This is a genomic window from Galbibacter sp. BG1 (assembly GCF_013391805.1).
GTDB lineage: Bacteria > Bacteroidota > Bacteroidia > Flavobacteriales > Flavobacteriaceae > Galbibacter.
Window position 1 is genome coordinate 615383 of record NZ_CP058364.1, and the last position, 17476, is coordinate 632858.

The 17476-nt window shown below is 37.2% G+C and carries 32 protein-coding genes; all 32 read right to left on the reverse strand.

What is annotated here, in order from left to right:
- Positions 1-6 precede the first annotated feature (6 nt).
- Positions 7-522, reverse strand: coding sequence for a 50S ribosomal protein L17 (rplQ, locus tag HX109_RS02725; RefSeq protein WP_178949684.1), 516 nt, complete (start codon positions 520-522; stop codon positions 7-9).
- 65 nt (positions 523-587) lie between these two features.
- Complete coding sequence (locus HX109_RS02730) at positions 588-1580, reverse strand: DNA-directed RNA polymerase subunit alpha (RefSeq protein ID WP_178949685.1); 993 nt, start codon at positions 1578-1580, stop codon at positions 588-590.
- A 21-nt stretch (positions 1581-1601) separates the two neighbouring features.
- Positions 1602-2207, reverse strand: a complete 606-nt coding sequence (gene rpsD / locus HX109_RS02735; RefSeq protein ID WP_178949686.1) for a 30S ribosomal protein S4 — start codon at positions 2205-2207, stop codon at positions 1602-1604.
- 84 nt (positions 2208-2291) lie between these two features.
- Positions 2292-2684, reverse strand: a complete 393-nt coding sequence (gene rpsK / locus HX109_RS02740; RefSeq protein ID WP_178949687.1) for a 30S ribosomal protein S11 — start codon at positions 2682-2684, stop codon at positions 2292-2294.
- 105 nt (positions 2685-2789) lie between these two features.
- Positions 2790-3164 carry a 30S ribosomal protein S13 gene (rpsM, locus tag HX109_RS02745; protein WP_178949688.1) on the reverse strand — a complete coding sequence of 125 codons (375 nt, stop codon included), beginning with the start codon at positions 3162-3164 and terminating at the stop codon, positions 2790-2792.
- Between the two features lie 3 nt (positions 3165-3167).
- On the reverse strand, positions 3168-3284 hold the full coding sequence (gene ykgO, locus HX109_RS02750) for a type B 50S ribosomal protein L36 (protein ID WP_178949689.1): 117 nt from the start codon (positions 3282-3284) through the stop codon (positions 3168-3170).
- 4 nt (positions 3285-3288) lie between these two features.
- The gene (gene infA, locus HX109_RS02755; protein WP_008613577.1) at positions 3289-3504 is read right to left on the reverse strand and encodes a translation initiation factor IF-1; all 216 of its coding nucleotides are present in this window, start codon (positions 3502-3504) and stop codon (positions 3289-3291) included.
- A gap of 2 nt (positions 3505-3506) precedes the next feature.
- Entirely contained in the window at positions 3507-4862 is a 1356-nt protein-coding gene (gene secY, locus HX109_RS02760; protein ID WP_178949690.1) for a preprotein translocase subunit SecY, read from the reverse strand.
- A gap of 13 nt (positions 4863-4875) precedes the next feature.
- Positions 4876-5328, reverse strand: coding sequence for a 50S ribosomal protein L15 (rplO, locus tag HX109_RS02765; RefSeq protein WP_178949691.1), 453 nt, complete (start codon positions 5326-5328; stop codon positions 4876-4878).
- Between the two features lie 13 nt (positions 5329-5341).
- Positions 5342-5521, reverse strand: coding sequence for a 50S ribosomal protein L30 (rpmD, locus tag HX109_RS02770; RefSeq protein ID WP_178949692.1), 180 nt, complete (start codon positions 5519-5521; stop codon positions 5342-5344).
- Between the two features lie 12 nt (positions 5522-5533).
- Positions 5534-6058 carry a 30S ribosomal protein S5 gene (rpsE, locus tag HX109_RS02775; RefSeq protein WP_178949693.1) on the reverse strand — a complete coding sequence of 175 codons (525 nt, stop codon included), beginning with the start codon at positions 6056-6058 and terminating at the stop codon, positions 5534-5536.
- 6 nt (positions 6059-6064) lie between these two features.
- On the reverse strand, positions 6065-6421 hold the full coding sequence (gene rplR / locus HX109_RS02780) for a 50S ribosomal protein L18 (protein WP_178949694.1): 357 nt from the start codon (positions 6419-6421) through the stop codon (positions 6065-6067).
- Positions 6422-6432: 11 nt separating this feature from the next.
- Positions 6433-6975 carry a 50S ribosomal protein L6 gene (rplF, locus tag HX109_RS02785; RefSeq protein WP_178949695.1) on the reverse strand — a complete coding sequence of 181 codons (543 nt, stop codon included), beginning with the start codon at positions 6973-6975 and terminating at the stop codon, positions 6433-6435.
- Positions 6976-6994: 19 nt separating this feature from the next.
- On the reverse strand, positions 6995-7393 hold the full coding sequence (rpsH, locus tag HX109_RS02790; RefSeq protein ID WP_178949696.1) for a 30S ribosomal protein S8: 399 nt from the start codon (positions 7391-7393) through the stop codon (positions 6995-6997).
- Positions 7394-7456: 63 nt separating this feature from the next.
- Positions 7457-7726, reverse strand: a complete 270-nt coding sequence (gene rpsN / locus HX109_RS02795; protein ID WP_178949697.1) for a 30S ribosomal protein S14 — start codon at positions 7724-7726, stop codon at positions 7457-7459.
- A gap of 1 nt (position 7727) precedes the next feature.
- Positions 7728-8279 (reverse strand): 50S ribosomal protein L5, encoded by a 552-nt coding sequence (gene rplE, locus HX109_RS02800; RefSeq protein WP_178949698.1) that lies wholly within the window; start codon positions 8277-8279, stop codon positions 7728-7730.
- A 2-nt stretch (positions 8280-8281) separates the two neighbouring features.
- Entirely contained in the window at positions 8282-8596 is a 315-nt protein-coding gene (gene rplX, locus HX109_RS02805; protein ID WP_178949699.1) for a 50S ribosomal protein L24, read from the reverse strand.
- A gap of 11 nt (positions 8597-8607) precedes the next feature.
- Positions 8608-8976 (reverse strand): 50S ribosomal protein L14, encoded by a 369-nt coding sequence (gene rplN / locus HX109_RS02810; protein WP_178949700.1) that lies wholly within the window; start codon positions 8974-8976, stop codon positions 8608-8610.
- Between the two features lie 2 nt (positions 8977-8978).
- Positions 8979-9236: a 30S ribosomal protein S17 gene (rpsQ, locus tag HX109_RS02815; RefSeq protein ID WP_178949701.1), complete on the reverse strand. Its 258-nt coding sequence runs from the start codon at positions 9234-9236 to the stop codon at positions 8979-8981.
- Between the two features lie 17 nt (positions 9237-9253).
- Positions 9254-9445, reverse strand: coding sequence for a 50S ribosomal protein L29 (gene rpmC, locus HX109_RS02820; RefSeq protein WP_178949702.1), 192 nt, complete (start codon positions 9443-9445; stop codon positions 9254-9256).
- A gap of 15 nt (positions 9446-9460) precedes the next feature.
- A complete protein-coding gene (gene rplP / locus HX109_RS02825; RefSeq protein WP_008613592.1) occupies positions 9461-9880 on the reverse strand; it encodes a 50S ribosomal protein L16 in 420 nt (139 codons plus the stop codon).
- Between the two features lie 20 nt (positions 9881-9900).
- Entirely contained in the window at positions 9901-10620 is a 720-nt protein-coding gene (gene rpsC / locus HX109_RS02830; RefSeq protein ID WP_178949703.1) for a 30S ribosomal protein S3, read from the reverse strand.
- An 8-nt stretch (positions 10621-10628) separates the two neighbouring features.
- Entirely contained in the window at positions 10629-11036 is a 408-nt protein-coding gene (gene rplV, locus HX109_RS02835; RefSeq protein ID WP_178949704.1) for a 50S ribosomal protein L22, read from the reverse strand.
- 9 nt (positions 11037-11045) lie between these two features.
- Positions 11046-11324 carry a 30S ribosomal protein S19 gene (gene rpsS / locus HX109_RS02840; RefSeq protein ID WP_178949705.1) on the reverse strand — a complete coding sequence of 93 codons (279 nt, stop codon included), beginning with the start codon at positions 11322-11324 and terminating at the stop codon, positions 11046-11048.
- A 9-nt stretch (positions 11325-11333) separates the two neighbouring features.
- A complete protein-coding gene (gene rplB, locus HX109_RS02845; protein ID WP_178949706.1) occupies positions 11334-12158 on the reverse strand; it encodes a 50S ribosomal protein L2 in 825 nt (274 codons plus the stop codon).
- 13 nt (positions 12159-12171) lie between these two features.
- The gene (rplW, locus tag HX109_RS02850) at positions 12172-12462 is read right to left on the reverse strand and encodes a 50S ribosomal protein L23 (RefSeq protein WP_178949707.1); all 291 of its coding nucleotides are present in this window, start codon (positions 12460-12462) and stop codon (positions 12172-12174) included.
- A 7-nt stretch (positions 12463-12469) separates the two neighbouring features.
- A complete protein-coding gene (gene rplD, locus HX109_RS02855; protein WP_178949708.1) occupies positions 12470-13099 on the reverse strand; it encodes a 50S ribosomal protein L4 in 630 nt (209 codons plus the stop codon).
- Complete coding sequence (gene rplC / locus HX109_RS02860; RefSeq protein WP_178949709.1) at positions 13099-13716, reverse strand: 50S ribosomal protein L3; 618 nt, start codon at positions 13714-13716, stop codon at positions 13099-13101. The genes rplD and rplC overlap by 1 nt, the downstream gene beginning before the upstream one ends.
- Before the next feature lie 219 nt (positions 13717-13935).
- Positions 13936-14241, reverse strand: a complete 306-nt coding sequence (gene rpsJ / locus HX109_RS02865; protein WP_008613600.1) for a 30S ribosomal protein S10 — start codon at positions 14239-14241, stop codon at positions 13936-13938.
- Between the two features lie 11 nt (positions 14242-14252).
- On the reverse strand, positions 14253-16382 hold the full coding sequence (gene fusA, locus HX109_RS02870) for an elongation factor G (protein ID WP_178949710.1): 2130 nt from the start codon (positions 16380-16382) through the stop codon (positions 14253-14255).
- A gap of 12 nt (positions 16383-16394) precedes the next feature.
- On the reverse strand, positions 16395-16871 hold the full coding sequence (gene rpsG / locus HX109_RS02875) for a 30S ribosomal protein S7 (protein ID WP_008613602.1): 477 nt from the start codon (positions 16869-16871) through the stop codon (positions 16395-16397).
- Between the two features lie 22 nt (positions 16872-16893).
- A complete protein-coding gene (gene rpsL / locus HX109_RS02880; protein ID WP_143954394.1) occupies positions 16894-17268 on the reverse strand; it encodes a 30S ribosomal protein S12 in 375 nt (124 codons plus the stop codon).
- Positions 17269-17476: the final 208 nt, after the last annotated feature.

The following is a 17476-nucleotide window of genomic DNA, read 5'->3' on the forward strand; positions in this document are numbered from 1 at the left end:
TAATCACTATTCTTGTGAAGTTTCTGGTTTTTCACTATCAGACTCTTCTTTTTTAGCAGGAGCTTCAGCTACCTTTGGAGCCTCTACAGCTGCCTCGGCTTTCTTACTGCTTCTACTTCTTCTAGTAGACTTTTTCTTAGCAGGCTTATCTGCGTTATAAGTTTCGTTATAATCAACTAACTCAATCATCGCCATATCTGCATTATCCCCAAGTCTATTTCCTAGTTTAATAATTCTAGTATATCCACCTGGTCTGTCTCCTACTTTGGTAGCTACTTCCCTAAAAAGTTCTGTAACAGAATATTTATCTCTAATTTTGCTGAATACAATACGTCTGTTGTGGGTAGTATCTTCTTTGGATTTTGTTACCAAAGGCTCTACAAACTGCTTTAATGCTTTAGCTTTTGCTAAAGTAGTATTAATACGTTTGTGCTCGATTAAAGAGCAAGCCATATTAGCCAACATAGCTTTTCTATGAGCTGATTTTCTACCTAAATGGTTAAATTTCTTTCCGTGTCTCATGACATTTAATTTAAATCAACATCTTGCTCGACCCATTTTGAGGAGCAAAATATGATGATTGAGTGTTAATCTTTATCTAATTTATACTTTGATAAATCCATTCCAAAACTAAGACCTTTGTTATTAACAAGTTCTTCTAGTTCGGTAAGTGATTTTTTACCAAAGTTTCTGAATTTCATTAAATCGTTCTTGTTAAAAGAAACCAAGTCTCCTAAAGTATCTACTTCAGCAGCCTTCAAACAGTTTAGTGCTCTTACTGAAAGATCCATGTCTACCAACTTGGTCTTTAGTAACTGGCGCATATGAAGAGATTCTTCATCATATGTTTCTGTTTGTGCAATCTCATCTGCCTCTAAAGTGATACGCTCATCAGAGAATAACATAAAGTGGTGGATAAGGATTTTTGCAGCTTCTGTTAACGCATCTTTAGGGTGAATAGAACCGTCAGAAACAATTTCGAAAACTAATTTTTCGTAGTCTGTCTTTTGCTCTACACGATAATTTTCAATACTAAACTTCACGTTTTTAATGGGCGTGTAGATAGCATCTGTAAAAATAGTTCCAAGAGGTGCGTTTGCTTTTTTGTTCTCTTCAGCAGGAACATACCCTCTACCCTTTTCGATTGTAATTTCCATGTTTATGGTAACTTTCGAGTCTAAATTACAGATAACTAAATCTGGGTTTAGTACTTGAAAACCTGAGATAAACTTTTGGAAATCTCCAGCAGTGATCTGTTCTTTACCTGAAATCGAAATAGAAACGGTTTCGTTATCAATATCCTCAATTTGTCTTTTGAAACGTACTTGCTTCAAGTTCAAAATGATTTCTGTAACGTCCTCAACTACACCTTCAATTGTAGAAAATTCGTGTTCTACAGAATCGATTCTTGTAGATGTAATTGCAAAACCTTCTAATGAAGATAAAAGAACTCTTCGTAATGCGTTACCAACGGTCAATCCGTATCCTGGTTCCAAAGGTCTGAATTCAAACTTACCTTCGAAATCGGTAGAATCGATCATTATAACTTTATCGGGCTTCTGAAAATTTAGTATTGCCATAGTACGACTGCTGTCTAATTATTATTTAGAGTATAACTCGACGATTAATTGCTCTTTAATATTTTCTGGAATTTGTAAACGCTCTGGAACTGTTACAAACGTTCCTTCTTTTTTCTCGTTATTCCAAGTAATCCATTCGTAAACACTACTATTGTTAGCAAGCGAATTATTGATCGCTTCTAACGATTTTGATTTTTCCCTTACTCCTACAACATCTCCTGGCTTTAATTGGTAAGAAGGAATGTTTACTAACTCACCATTTACGGTGATATGACGGTGAGAAACCAATTGTCTCGCTCCTCTTCTCGATGGAGAAATCCCCATTCTGTAAACTACATTGTCTAAACGAGACTCGCAAAGTTGTAAAAGCACCTCACCAGTAACACCTTTGCTACGGTTTGCTTTTTCAAAAAGGTTTCTAAATTGTCTTTCTAGAATACCGTAAGAATACTTTGCTTTTTGCTTCTCCATTAACTGGATAGCGTATTCTGATTTTTTACCTCTTCTACGGTTATTACCGTGTTGCCCTGGAGGGTAATTTCTTTTTTCGAATGATTTATCATCTCCGAAAATAGCTTCTCCGAATTTACGGGCTATTTTAGTCTTTGGACCTGTATATCTTGCCATGTTTTTTGTACTATTGTGAAGGTGATTATGAATTAAGGCTTATCCTTCGATAATCGTAAAAACCTTCTTTTAAACATTAATTAATTAAACTCTTCTTCTTTTTGGTGGACGACATCCGTTGTGAGGCAATGGAGTAACATCGATAATCTCTGTAACTTCAATTCCAGCATTGTGGATAGAACGGATTGCTGATTCTCTACCAGATCCAGGACCTTTAACGTACACTTTTACTTTTCTAAGACCAGCTTCCTGAGCTACTTTTGCAGCATCTTCTGCAGCAATCTGTGCAGCGTAAGGAGTGTTTTTCTTAGAACCTCTGAATCCCATTTTACCTGCTGAAGACCAAGCAACAACATCTCCTTTTTTGTTTGTTAAGGAAATAATTACGTTATTGAATGATGCAGCGATATGAGCTTCACCTACAGACTCTACTACAACCTTACGTTTCTTAGCAGTTTTTGTATTTGACTTTGCCATATTGTTTTAGTTTCTAGTTGTTAGTTTTTAGTTGTTAGAATCCTAAACATTGCTATTTCAAACAGATTCATCTAACGTCTAAACACTAATGACTAATGTCTCTAATTATTTAGTTGCTTTTTTCTTGTTAGCAACAGTTTTTCTTTTACCTTTTCTTGTTCTAGAGTTATTCTTAGTACGCTGTCCTCTTAAAGGAAGACCAGCTCTGTGACGAATACCTCTTTGACAACCGATGTCCATTAAACGCTTAATGTTTAATTGAACCTCTGAGCGTAGCTCACCTTCTATTGTATAAGAAGCAATAGCCTCTCGAATACCAGCGATATCTTCGTCTGCCCAGTCGTTAACTTTCTTGTCTTCGCTAACTTGAGCTTTTTCTAAGATCTCTTTAGCTCTACTTTTTCCAATACCAAAGATGTAAGTTAAACCTATAACTCCTCTTTTGTGCTTTGGTAAATCTACTCCTGCGATTCTAGCCATAACTTATCCTTGTCTTTGTTTAAACTTAGGATTCTTTTTATTGATTACATACAATCTCCCCTTTCTACGCACAATTTTGCACTCGGGACTTCTCTTTTTTAGTGATGCTCTTACTTTCATCTCTTTAATATCTATAAGTAATTCTTGCTTTAGTTAGGTCGTAAGGACTCATTTCAAGTTTCACCTTGTCCCCTGGTAATAATTTAATGTAATGCATACGCATCTTACCAGAAATATGAGCCGTTACAACGTGACCGTTTTCTAATTCTACTCGAAACATTGCATTAGACAATGCTTCAATTATACTTCCATCTTGTTCTATTGCGGGCTGTTTTGCCATAATTAAGCTACAACTTTTCTATTTTTACCTGTTTTCATCAAGCCATCATAATGCCTGTTCAACAAGTATGAATTTACCTGTTGCATTGTATCTATTGCAACACCTACCAAAATTAATAGTGAGGTACCACCATAAAACAACGCCCAACCTTGTTGTACTCCCATTAATTTAACAACAACTGCTGGTAAAACAGCAATCAATGCTAAAAATAAAGATCCTGGGAATGTAATTAAAGACATTATTTTATCTAAATAATCTGAGGTTTCTTTCCCTGGACGAATCCCTGGGATAAATCCACCACTTCTCTTTAGATCGTCAGCCATTTTATTCGTCGGCACTGTAATTGCGGTGTAAAAATACGTAAATATTATTATTAATAACGCAAAAACAATATTGTACCACAATCCAAAGATATTACTAAACTCTGTTTGCAACCATTGACCAACTCCTGTATCTTTCAAAGCTCCTATTCTACCAATGTATGCGGGGGCAAACATAATTGCCTGTGCAAAGATAATTGGCATAACACCAGAAGCATTTAATTTTAAAGGAATATACTGTCTAGATCCAAAAACATTTTTTTCATAACCTCCCGAAGCAGTTCTACGCGCATATTGAACTGGAATTTGTCTCGTTGCCATAACCAACATAATACATGCTAGAATTACAACAAACCATAAAATCAATTCAATTAATATCAACATTAAACCACCGTTGGAGCCAGAAGTTCTGGATACAAATTCTTGCACGAACGACTGAGGCATTCTTGCAATAATCCCCACCATAATAAGTAGAGAGATTCCGTTACCAATACCTTTATCGGTAATTTTTTCTCCCAACCACATGGCAAAAATGGTTCCTGTTACTAAAATTAAAACTGCAGGAATCATAAAATCCAGACCTTTACCTAAAATAAATGCGCTATCTGGAACACCTAGAGAACCTAAGGAATATAAATACGCTGGTGCCTGCACCAAACAAATCCCAATGGTTAACCATCTCGTAATCTGGTTTAATGTTTTACGGCCACTCTCTCCTTCTTTTTGTAATTTCTGAAGGTAAGGAATAGCCAATCCCATTAATTGAACTACGATAGATGCAGAGATATAAGGCATAATACCCAAGGCAAAGAAAGAAGCGTTTGCAAATGCTCCCCCTGTAAATGCGTTTAGAATACCCAATAAACCTCCACCATCTGTTCTAGATGATAATTCTGCCAATTGCTGTGTATCAATACCTGGTAATACAACTTGCGCACCGAAACGGTAAACTAAAAGAAGACCAAGGGTAACTAAAATTCTACCCTTAAGTTCTTCTATTTTCCAGATATTGCTTAATGTCTCAATAAATTTCTTCATGGTTACTTGTTGGTTATAAACTTACTGCTTCACCTCCGGCCGCTTCGATAGCTGCTTTTGCACTGGCGGTAAATTTATGTACTGATACTTTTAATTTAGCTTTTAGTTCTCCTCCTCCTAGTATTTTTACTAGCTCGTTAGATTTCACAACTCCGTTGCTAACTAAAACATCTAAATCTACGGTGTCTTTCACCACACCTTTATCAACCAATTCTTGTAACTTGTTTAAATTGATTCCTGCGTATTCCTTTCTGCTGATGTTATTAAAACCAAACTTAGGCACACGTCTTTGAAGTGGCATTTGCCCACCTTCAAAACCAATTTTCTTTGAGTATCCTGAACGGGACTTAGCTCCTTTGTGACCTCTAGTGGCCGTACCACCTTTGCCAGAACCTTGACCACGTCCTACTCTTTTTCCGTCTCTATGTACTGAACCTTCAGCTGGTTGTAAGTTACTTAAATTCATAACTATATTGTTATTAAGCTTCTTCAAAAGAAACTAAGTGTTCTACTTTTTTTACCATACCAAGGATGTTTGGTGTTGCATCATGCTCCACAACTTGACCAATTCCTTTTAGGCCTAGCGCTTTTAACGTTCTTTTTTGTCTTTCAGGACGTTTAATGCTGCTCTTTACTTGCGTAACTTTTACTTTTTTCATCTTATCCTTGGTTTATCCTTTAAAAACTTTTTCTAAAGAAATTCCTCTTTGCGCTGCGATTGTTCTAGCATCTCTTAAACGTAATAAAGCATCGAAAGTTGCTTTAACAACGTTGTGAGGGTTAGAAGAACCTTGAGATTTAGATAGTACATCGTGTACTCCTACTGCTTCCAATACCGCACGTACTGCACCACCTGCAATAACCCCGGTACCGTGAGAAGCTGGCTGGATGTAAACCCTTGCACCACCATATTTCCCTTTTTGCTCATGAGGTAATGTACCTTTGTTAAGAGGGATACGAACTAGGTTTTTCTTAGCATCTTCTACAGCTTTGGAAATAGCATCTGCTACCTCTTTAGATTTTCCCAATCCGTGACCAACTACACCATTCTCGTCTCCTACAACAACTATTGCAGAAAATCCGAAGGCTCTACCTCCTTTAGTAACTTTAGTAACTCTTTGTACTCCTACTAGACGATCTTTCAATTCAAGTCCACCAGGTTTTACTAATTCTACGTTTTTATAATCTTGATACATATTTTCTTAGAATTTAAGTCCTGCTTCTCTAGCACCTTCTGCTAACGATTTTACTCTACCGTGATACAAGTAACCACCTCTATCGAAAGAGATCGCCTCGTAACCAGCGCTTTTTGCTTTCTCTGCAATAGCTTTCCCTACTAAGGTAGCTATTTCAGTTTTAGTACCTTTTGCAGAACTAATTTCTTTATCTCTTGAAGATGCTGCCAACAGGGTTTTTCCTGTTTCATCATCTATCAATTGAGCATAAATCTCTTTATTACTTCTAAAAATAGCCAGTCTTGGTCTAGCTTCTGTTCCAGAAACCACCTTACGGATTCTATTTTTGATTCTCTGTCTTCTTTCAGTCTTTGATAATGCCATAGTGCTAATTATTAAGCTGATTTACCTGCTTTTCTTCTTAATTGCTCACCAACAAACTTAATTCCTTTTCCTTTGTAAGGCTCTGGCTTACGGAAAGAACGAATCTTAGCTGCTACTTGACCAACTAATTGCTTATCGTATGATGTTAGTTTTACGATTGGATTTTTACCCTTTTCTGAGATAGTTTCCACTTTAACCTCAGGAGCTAAATCGATTACGATATTGTGCGAAAAACCAATTGCCAAATCTAATTTTTGACCTTGGTTGCTAGCTCTGTAACCTACTCCAACTAATTCTAACTGTTTAGTAAAGCCATTAGAAACACCTTCGATCATGTTATTGATCAATGATCTGTAAAGACCGTGTTTAGCTTTAACATTTTTCACATCTGAAGAACGCTCCAAAATTACACTTCCTTCTTCTACTTTAATAGTAATGTCTGAAAATGTTTGTTTCAATTCTCCAAGTTTACCTTTTACGGTAACTTCGTCTTCTTTAATATCTACAGTAACTCCCTCGGGAATTGCTATTGGACTATTACCTATTCTTGACATTTCTTCTTGTCTTTATATATTAGTAAACGTAACACAAAACTTCACCACCTACATTTTCTTGCTTGGCTTGCTTGCTTGTCATTACTCCGTGAGAAGTAGAAACAATGGCAATACCAAGACCATTAAGAACTCTAGGAAGTTCATCTTTACCAGCATACTTACGTAAACCTGGTGTACTCACACGCTTTAGCTTTTTAATAACGGGCTCTTTAGTAAGCTTATCGTATTTTAAAGCTATTTTAATAACACCCTGCACTGCGTTGTCTTCGAATTTATAACTTAAAATATATCCTTGATCGAATAATATTTTAGTCATATCCTTTTTCAAATTAGAAGCAGGTATTTCTACTACTCTGTGCCCAGCGCTGTTAGCGTTTCTAATTCTTGTTAAATAATCTGCTATAGGATCTGTATACATCTATATCTATTTGCGGTAACAGTTTTCAGCATTATACTGAACTTACTACCAGTTAAAATTTATTTACCAACTTGCTTTTTTAACCCCTGGAATAAGGCCGTTGTTAGCCATTTCTCTAAAAGTTACTCGAGAAATTCCAAAAGTACGCATATACCCTCTAGGTCTTCCAGTTAATTTACAACGATTGTGCAAACGTACCGGAGAAGAATTTTTTGGTAATTTCTGTAATGCTTCCCAATCTCCAGCTTCCTTTAAAGCCTTTCTTTTTTCAGCATACTTGTCTACCAATTTTTGTCTTTTCACCTCACGGGCTTTCATTGATTCTTTAGCCATACTAGTTCTTTTTAAAAGGTAATCCTAATTCGCTTAATAATGATTTTGCTTCCTTATCGGTGTTAGCAGAAGTAACAAAGGTAATATCCATACCTGCCACTTTGTTAACTCTATCGATATTGATCTCTGGAAAGATAATCTGCTCGGTAATACCAAGGTTATAGTTTCCACGTCCATCAAAACCATTAGCTTTGATACCATTAAAATCTCTTACTCGTGGTAATGCAGAAGTAATCAATCTATCTAAGAATTCGTACATTCTTTCCCCACGTAAAGTTACTTTTGCCCCAATTGGCATACCTTTACGTAATTTAAAAGATGCAACGTCTTTTTTAGATATGGTTGCTACTGCTTTTTGTCCAGATATTCTTGATAATTCGTCTACTGCGTAGTCGATCAACTTTTTATCTGCAACAGCTGCACCAACTCCACGGCTAATAACAATCTTTTCCAGTTTAGGCACTTGCATAACGTTCGTGTAACCAAACTCTCCTGTAAGAGAGGAAACTATTCTTTCCTTATACTCTTGTTTTAATCTTGGAATGTAAGCCATAATTAAATTACTTCATTAGATTTTTTAGAAAATCTCACTTTCTCACCATCTCTAACTTCGTATCCTACTCTGGTAGTTTCCCCAGATTTTGGATCTATTAACGATAAGTTAGAAACATGAATAAGAGCTTCTTTCTTAACGATACCTCCTTGAGGGTTTTTAGCACTTGGCTTCTCGTGTTTAGACACTAGATTTACGCCCTCAACTATCGCTTTGTTCTTTTCACGATCTACTTTAAGCACTTGCCCTTCTGAACCTTTATGTTCTCCCGCAATTACTCTAACAGTATCTCCTGATTTTATCTTTAGTTTTATCATTTCTTCGTGTATTAAAGCACCTCTGGCGCTAATGATACAATCTTCATAAACTGCTTGTCACGTAATTCTCTCGCTACTGGACCGAACACACGGGTACCGCGCATCTCTCCAGTTGGGTTAAGAAGAACACAAGCATTATCATCAAAACGAATGTAAGAACCATCTGGTCTTCTTACTTCTTTTCTGGTACGAACTACTACTGCTGTAGATACCTGACCTTTTTTAACGTTTCCGTTTGGCGTGGCATCTTTTACGGTAACAACTATTTTGTCACCAACAGAAGCATATCTTCTTTTAGTACCTCCTAATACACGGATAGTTAAAACTTCCTTAGCCCCCGTGTTGTCTGCTACTTTTAATCTTGATTCCTGTTGTACCATAATTATTTCGCTCTTTCAATGATTTCAACTAATCTCCAACATTTGGTTTTACTCAATGGACGTGTCTCCATTATTTTTACTGTATCACCAATATTGCAATCGTCTTTTTCGTCGTGCGCAACGTATTTCTTAGTTTTTAACACGAACTTACCGTACATAGGGTGTTTTACTCGTTTTACTTCAGAAACCACAATAGACTTCTGCATTTTATTACTTGTAACTACCCCTACTCTTTCTTTTCTTAAATTTCTATTTTCCATCTTCTAGCAGAATCGAATTATTGTAATTCTCTTTTAGTAAGCTCTGTCGCCAATCTAGCCACCGTTCTTCTAGTATGTCTCAACTGAAGTGGATTCTCCAAAGGTGTAATGGTATGAGCCAATTTTAAATCTGCATATTGTTTCTTAACAATACCAAGCTGTTCTTGTAGCTCAGCAGTAGATAATTCTCTAATCTCTGATTGTTTCATAATCTTCTTAATTAATTAAGCTGAATAATCTCTAGCTACAATAAACTTTGTTTTAACCGGTAGTTTCTGCGCTGCAAGCCTTAAAGCTTCTTTTGCAACATCCATAGGTACACCACCTATTTCAAACATAATTCTACCTGGTTTCACTACAGCTGCCCAATATTCTGGAGCACCTTTACCTTTACCCATACGCACCTCAAGTGGCTTCTTTGTAATAGGCTTGTCTGGAAAAATTTTGATCCACAACTGCCCTTCTCTTTTCATAAAACGAGTAGCAGCAACACGAGCAGCCTCTATTTGACGCGCTGTGATGAATGATGAATCCATTGATTTTATACCAAACATACCATTTGAAAGTTCATGCCCTCTTTGAGAAAGACCTTTCATACGGCCTTTCTGCTGCTTACGGTATTTTGTTCTTTTCGGCTGTAACATTTTTCTTTTACTTTAAAAAATTACTTTCTACGACGAGATTTTCTTGCTCCACCGGCATTATTACCGCCTTTCCCTTGTTTTTTGGACATTCCAACAAGCGGGGAAAGCTCTCTCTTTCCATAAACCTCGCCTTTCATGATCCACACTTTAATTCCCAATCTACCATAGGTAGTATGAGCTTCATGCAATGCGTAATCAATGTCAGCTCTAAATGTTGACAAAGGAATTCTACCATCTTTGTAAGATTCTGAACGTGCCATTTCAGCTCCGTTCAAACGTCCAGAGATTTGAATTTTGATACCTTCGGCGTTCATTCTCATTGCAGCGGCAATAGCCATTTTAATTGCACGTCTATAAGAAATTCTGTTCTCGATTTGACGGGCAACACTTGCAGCAACAAGGTTAGCATCCAATTCTGGTCTCTTAATTTCAAAGATGTTAATTTGAACTTCTTTGTCTGTAATTTTCTTAAGCTCTTCTTTTAGCTTGTCTACCTCTTGACCACCCTTACCAATAATGATACCTGGGCGAGCCGTAGTGATAGTAACGGTTACAAGCTTAAGCGTACGCTCAATAATTACTCTAGATACACTAGCTTTAGATAAACGAGCATGGATGTACTTTCTGATTTTATCGTCTTCAGCAAGTTTGTCTCCATAGTCATTACCTCCATACCAGTTGGATTCCCATCCTCTAATGATACCAAGGCGATTTCCGATCGGATTTGTTTTCTGTCCCATACTCTATCTTAACTTTGTGTATTATTTTTAGCTCCCACCACCAATGTTACGTGGTTTGAACGTTTTCTTATTCTGTGTGCACGACCTTGAGGTGCTGGACGAAGTCTCTTCAACATCGTTCCACCATCTACTCTGATCTCTTGTACAAATAAATCTGCTTCCTCTAAGTTTGCATCTTCGTTTTTAGCTTGCCAGTTTGCAATTGCAGAAACCAACAATTTCTCTAATCTACGTGATGCTTCTTTTTGGTTAAATTTCAAAATAGCAAGTGCCTTCTCAACTTTTTCCCCACGAACCAAATCGGCTACTAGCCTCATTTTTCTAGGTGAAGTTGGGCAGTTATTCAACTTTGCAAATGCTAAACTTTTTTTAGCTTCTTTTATTTGCTCTGCTCTTTCTCTTTTACGAACTCCCATGGCTACTTATTATTTTTTTCCTTTATTTTTTGCACCAGCGTGACCTCTAAAAGATCTTGTTGGTGAAAATTCTCCTAACTTATGCCCCACCATGTTCTCTGTAACATATACAGGAACGAATTGGCGACCATTATGCACAGCTATTGTTTGACCAACGAAATCTGGAGTAATCATAGATGCTCTAGACCAAGTTTTAATAACTGTCTTCTTACCAGATTCAACATTTTGTTGAACTTTATTCTCTAAACTATAGTGAACGTAAGGTCCTTTTTTTAGTGAACGTGCCATCTCTTAATATTATTTCTTTCTACGTTCTACAATATACTTATTACTCGCTTTAGACTTAGATCTTGTTCTAAATCCTTTTGCAGGTATTCCGTTTCTAGATCTTGGATGACCTCCAGAAGCACGGCCTTCCCCACCACCCATTGGGTGATCTACTGGGTTCATAACTACCGGTCTAGTTCTTGGTCTTCTACCTAACCAACGTTTTCTACCTGCCTTACCAGAAACCACTAACTGATGATCTGAATTGGATACCGCACCGATTGTAGCTAAACAACCTGCCAACACCAATCTTGTTTCACCAGAAGGAAGCTTCACAGTAGCATATTTACCTTCTCTTGCCATTAACTGAGCAAAAGCACCAGCCGAACGAGCCATTACAGCTCCTTGACCAGGACGTAATTCAATACAAGATATAATAGTACCTAATGGAACCTCACTTAAAGGCATTGCATTTCCTATCTCAGGAGCTACTCCAGATCCAGAGACAACTGTTTGACCTACTTGCAAACCGTTTTGAGCTACGATATAACTCTTCTCTCCATCCTTGTAAGTAATTAATGCAATAAACGCAGTTCTGTTTGGATCGTATTGAATTGATTCTACAGTAGCCTCAACATTCGTTTTAGCTCTTTTAAAATCAACCATACGATACTTCTTCTTATGACCACCACCTAAATAGCGCATGGTCATTTTTCCTTGACTGTTTCTACCTCCCGACTTTTTTAACGGAGCGAGCAAGCTCTTCTCCGGCTTGTCAGTAGTAATCGCGTCAAATCCGTTTACTACTCTAAATCGCTGTCCAGGAGTTACTGGTTTTAATTTTCTTACTGACATTTCTTGTCTTTACTTATATATTATTATAAAAATCAATAATATCCCCTTCAGCTACTTGAACAACAGCTTTCTTAACAGCATTGGTTTTCCCATGCTGTATTCCTGTTTTCGTGTAGCGAGTACTTCTCTTCGGACCGTAATTCATTGTGCGAACTTTTTCAACAGAAACTCCATAAGCAGCTTCTACGGCATCCTTAATCTGTAACTTGTTTGCCTTAGGATCTACAATGAAACCATAACGATTGTTCAACTCGCTATCAGCGGTCGCTTTTTCCGTAATAATAGGCTTTATTAACACACTCATTGGTTTCTTATTTACTTAAATTCGACTCAATTCCTTCTATAGACCCTTCTAAAAGCACTATGCTATTTGCATTAACAATTTTGTAAGTGCTTAATTCTGAGCTAGTTAAAACCTCAGAGGTCTTTAAATTGCGTGACGACAAATATACGTTATTATTTGAATCACCCAACACAAAGAGGGATTTTTTATTTTCTAACCCTAAAGCTTTCAAAACATTAGTGAAATTTTTTGTTTTTGGAGCCTCAAAATTGAAGTCTTCTAAAACGATAATTGATTTCTCTTGTGCCTTGATTGATAATGCAGATCGTCTAGCAAGACGCTTTACATTTTTATTTAACTTTTGAGTATAGTCTTTAGGTCTTGGACCAAAAATTCTACCACCTCCCTTGAAAATTGGAGATTTGATACTTCCTGCTCTTGCAGTACCTGTACCTTTTTGTTTTTTGATCTTACGTGTACTTCCCGCAATCTCTGCTCTTTCTTTAGACTTATGCGTTCCTTGACGTTGATTTGCCAAGTACTGCTTAACATCTAAATATACAGCATGAGAGCTAGGCTCTACACCGAAAACTGATTTAGAAAGCTTCACCTTTCTTCCAGTTTCTTTTCCGTTGATATCTAAAACTGCTACTTCCATTACTTCTGAACGATTACATAAGCGTTTTTGTGCCCAGGAACACATCCTTTAACTACTAAAAGATTTTTTTCCGGAACCACTTTCAACACTCTTAAGTTTTGTACTGTTACTTTTTCTGCACCCATTTGCCCAGCCATACGCATACCTTTAAATACACGAGATGGGTAAGATGCAGCACCAATAGAACCAGGTGCTCTTAAACGGTTATGCTGACCGTGGGTAGATTGACCTACACCACCGAAACCATGACGCTTAACAACCCCTTGGAATCCTTTACCTTTTGATGTACCTGTAACATCGATAAACTCTCCCTCTACAAATTGCTCTACCGTTAAAGTATCTCCTAATTTGTGTTCGCTCTTAAAATCTTGGAATTCAACGACTTTTCTTTTAGGAGAAACCCCTGCTTTTTTAGCATGACCTAATTCGGCCTTGTTAGCATGTTTTTCTGCCTTGTCATCGAAACCAAGTTGAAGAGCCTCATACCCGTCAACCTCATTGGTTCTGACTTGGGTAACTACGCATGGTCCAGCTTCGATTACCGTACATGGGATGTTTTTCCCATTTTCGTCGAAGATGCTGGTCATACCGATCTTTTTTCCTATTAACCCAGACATTCTAATTTAATTTACGATGTACAACCTACCATTTGTAAGCCTTCCATCTAATTGTTATTACTAATTACTTGTTTATCTAAAAAACTTCAGGGTCAAAAATACTTTCAACCCTGAATGTATTTTATCCGTTTTTCCTTCGCCTACTAGCTCGGGACATGTTTGCTCCAGGCAAAAACCTAGAACATTTTTCGCAAACCTTCCACCAAAGTGGAAGTTTACTTATACCTTGATCTCTACTTCAACCCCACTTGGTAATTCCAACTTCATCAAAGCATCGATAGTTTTAGATGAAGAACTGTAAATATCAAGAAGTCTTTTGTAAGAACTTAATTGAAATTGCTCTCTAGACTTTTTGTTTACGTGCGGAGAACGAAGAACAGTAAATATTTTTTTGTGAGTTGGTAATGGAATTGGACCCGTTACAACAGCACCAGTTGTTTTTACTGTCTTAACGATTTTCTCGGCAGATTTATCTACCAAGTTGTAATCGTATGATTTTAGTTTTATTCTGATTTTCTGACTCATTTTCTTAAAATTTAAGCTTCAACTCCTTTTGCTTCCTTAATTACAGCTTCAGATATATTTGAAGGTGTTTCAGCATAATGTGAAAATTCCATAGTAGAGGTAGCTCTACCAGATGATAAAGTACGTAAAGAAGTTACATAACCAAACATCTCTGATAATGGAACACTTGCCTTAATTACTTTCGAACCTGCCCTATCGCTCATGTTGTTAACTTGACCACGACGACGGTTAAGGTCACCTACAATATCTCCCATACTTTCCTCAGGAGTTAACACTTCTAATTTCATGATTGGCTCCATGATTACAGCTTTTGCAGCTCTTGCAGCAGCTTTAAATCCTAGTTTAGCAGCCAATTCGAATGAAAGCTGATCGGAATCCACATCGTGGTAAGAACCGTCAGTTAAAGTAACTTTCATCGCATCTACTTCATAACCCGCTAACGGACCATTTTTCATTGCTTCCTTGAATCCTTTTTCAATGGATGGAACAAATTCTTTAGGAACGTTACCACCTTTAATTTCAGAAACAAATTCTAAACCAAGCTTACCTTCTTCAGCAGGCTCAAGTGTAAATACAATGTCTGCAAATTTACCACGACCACCAGATTGCTTTTTATAAACTTCTCTGTGTTGTGCTTTTTGCGTAATAGATTCTTTGTACTCAACCTGAGGCTGACCTTGGTTAACTTCTACTTTAAACTCACGCTTTAAACGATCTACGATAATATCTAAGTGAAGCTCACCCATTCCAGAAATAATAGTTTGCCCAGAAGCCTCATCTGTTCTAGCAGTAAACGTTGGATCTTCTTCGGCCAATTTAGCCAAAGCCATCCCCATTTTATCCACATCAGCTTTTGTTTTAGGCTCCACAGCGATACCAATTACTGGATCTGGGAAGTCCATACTTTCAAGTACGATAGGTGCTTTTTCATCAGACAACGTATCTCCAGTTTTAATATCTTTAAAACCAACAGCCGCTCCAATATCTCCAGCTTCAATATACTCAATAGCATTTTGTTTATTGGAGTGCATTTGGTAGATACGTGAAATACGCTCTTTTTTACCAGATCTATTGTTTAACACATAAGAACCAGCATCTAATCTACCAGAATATGCACGGAAGAAAGCTAAACGACCCACGAAAGGATCGGTTGCAATTTTAAATGCCAATGCAGCAAAAGGCGCAGCAACATCTGGCTTACGTCTTTCTTCAGCACCAGTATCTGGGTTCGTCCCTACAACACCATCTTTATCTACCGGCGAAGGTAAATAACGACAAACAGCATCTAATAAGAACTGAACACCTTTATTTTTAAATGAAGAACCACAAATCATAGGGATGATTGCTCTATCCATAACCGCAGCCCGAAGCGCAGCATGAATTTCTTCTTCAGTTATAGAGCTTTCATCTTCAAAGAATTTCTCAAGTAGATTTTCATCATACTCAGCAACTTCTTCGATTAATTTTGCACGGTACTCTTGAACTTCCTCCTTCATATCTTCAGGAATATCCACTACATCAAAAGTAGAACCGAAGTTATCTTCATGCCATACAATAGCTCTATTTTTTACTAAATCTACAATTCCTCTAAAATCACTTTCATCACCAATAGGCAAAACAATTGGAACAGCATTAGAACCTAACATCTCTTTAACCTGATTTGCAACAGCTAAGAAGTTAGACCCCTGACGGTCCATTTTGTTAACGAAACCAATTCTAGGAACCCCGTAGTTATCGGCCAATCTCCAGTTAGTTTCAGACTGAGGCTCAACACCATCAACCGCACTAAACAAGAAAACCAACCCATCAAGAACACGTAAAGAACGGTTTACTTCTACCGTAAAATCTACGTGCCCGGGAGTATCGATAATATTAAAGTGATACCCTTTAGTCTCTGGAGTTTCTTGCGCATTCTCCATTGGGAATCTCCAAGTACATGTAGTAGCCGCAGAAGTAATGGTAATACCTCTTTCCTGCTCTTGCTCCATCCAGTCCATTGTAGCAGCACCATCGTGCACTTCTCCAATTTTGTGGGAAACTCCGGTATAAAAAAGAATACGCTCTGTTGTTGTTGTTTTACCAGCATCAATATGAGCCGCAATTCCTATATTTCTTGTATATTTTAAATCTCTTTGTGCCATTTTATTTTTTTACTAAAATCTAAAGTGAGAGAATGCTTTATTTGCTTCAGCCATTTTATGAGTATCCACTCTTTTCTTAACCGCTGCACCTTCTTCTTTGGCAGCTGCAAGAACTTCACCGGCTAATTTCTGAGCCATTGATTTTTCATTTCTCTTACGAGAATAACTAATCAACCACTTCATAGCCATAGATACTTTTCTATCTGGTCTAATCTGCATTGGAATTTGGAATGTAGCACCACCAACACGACGGCTTCTAACCTCTACGTGTGGCATAACATTAGATAAAGCATCTTTCCAAATTTCTAGGGCAGTTTTTTCTTCGTCTTGTTTTTTCTCTTCTACGATATCAATTGCATCATAGAAAACTTTGAAAGCTACAGACTTTTTACCATCCCACATCATCATATTAACGAAACGCGTCACTAATTGATCATTAAACCTTGGATCTGGTAAAAGAGGTCTCTTTTTGGCCTGTCTTTTTCTCATTTCTTCTTGTTAAAAGTTTTAATTACTTCTTAGGGCGTTTTGCTCCGTATTTAGATCTACGTTGCGTTCTTCCTTGAACTCCAGCAGTATCTAAAGCACCACGAACGATGTGATACCTAACTCCTGGTAAATCCTTAACCCTTCCGCCTCTTACTAATACTATCGAGTGCTCTTGTAAATTGTGACCTTCTCCAGGGATGTAAGCATTCACTTCTTTACCATTGGTAAGACGAACCCTTGCTACTTTACGCATAGCTGAGTTTGGCTTCTTAGGTGTAGTAGTGTAAACACGCGTACAAACCCCTCTTCTTTGAGGACACGAATCTAAAGCAGCCGATTTACTCTTCTTAGTAATCGTGGCTCTTCCTTTTCGTACTAATTGTGAAATTGTTGGCATAATCTACTAAACAATAATTATGTTTTATTAATTAAAAATCCTTATAAAACGCTGGTTCGCAGTTCACAATTGAACACACCTCTCGTTTAAAAGGGTGGCAAAGGTAGAAATATTTATTTACAAATCAAACCTTAATTAATTAATTTTCAATAAAGTCGGAAATGTACAAACACAACACGCCATATATAAATTAGGACAAAGCTTTAAA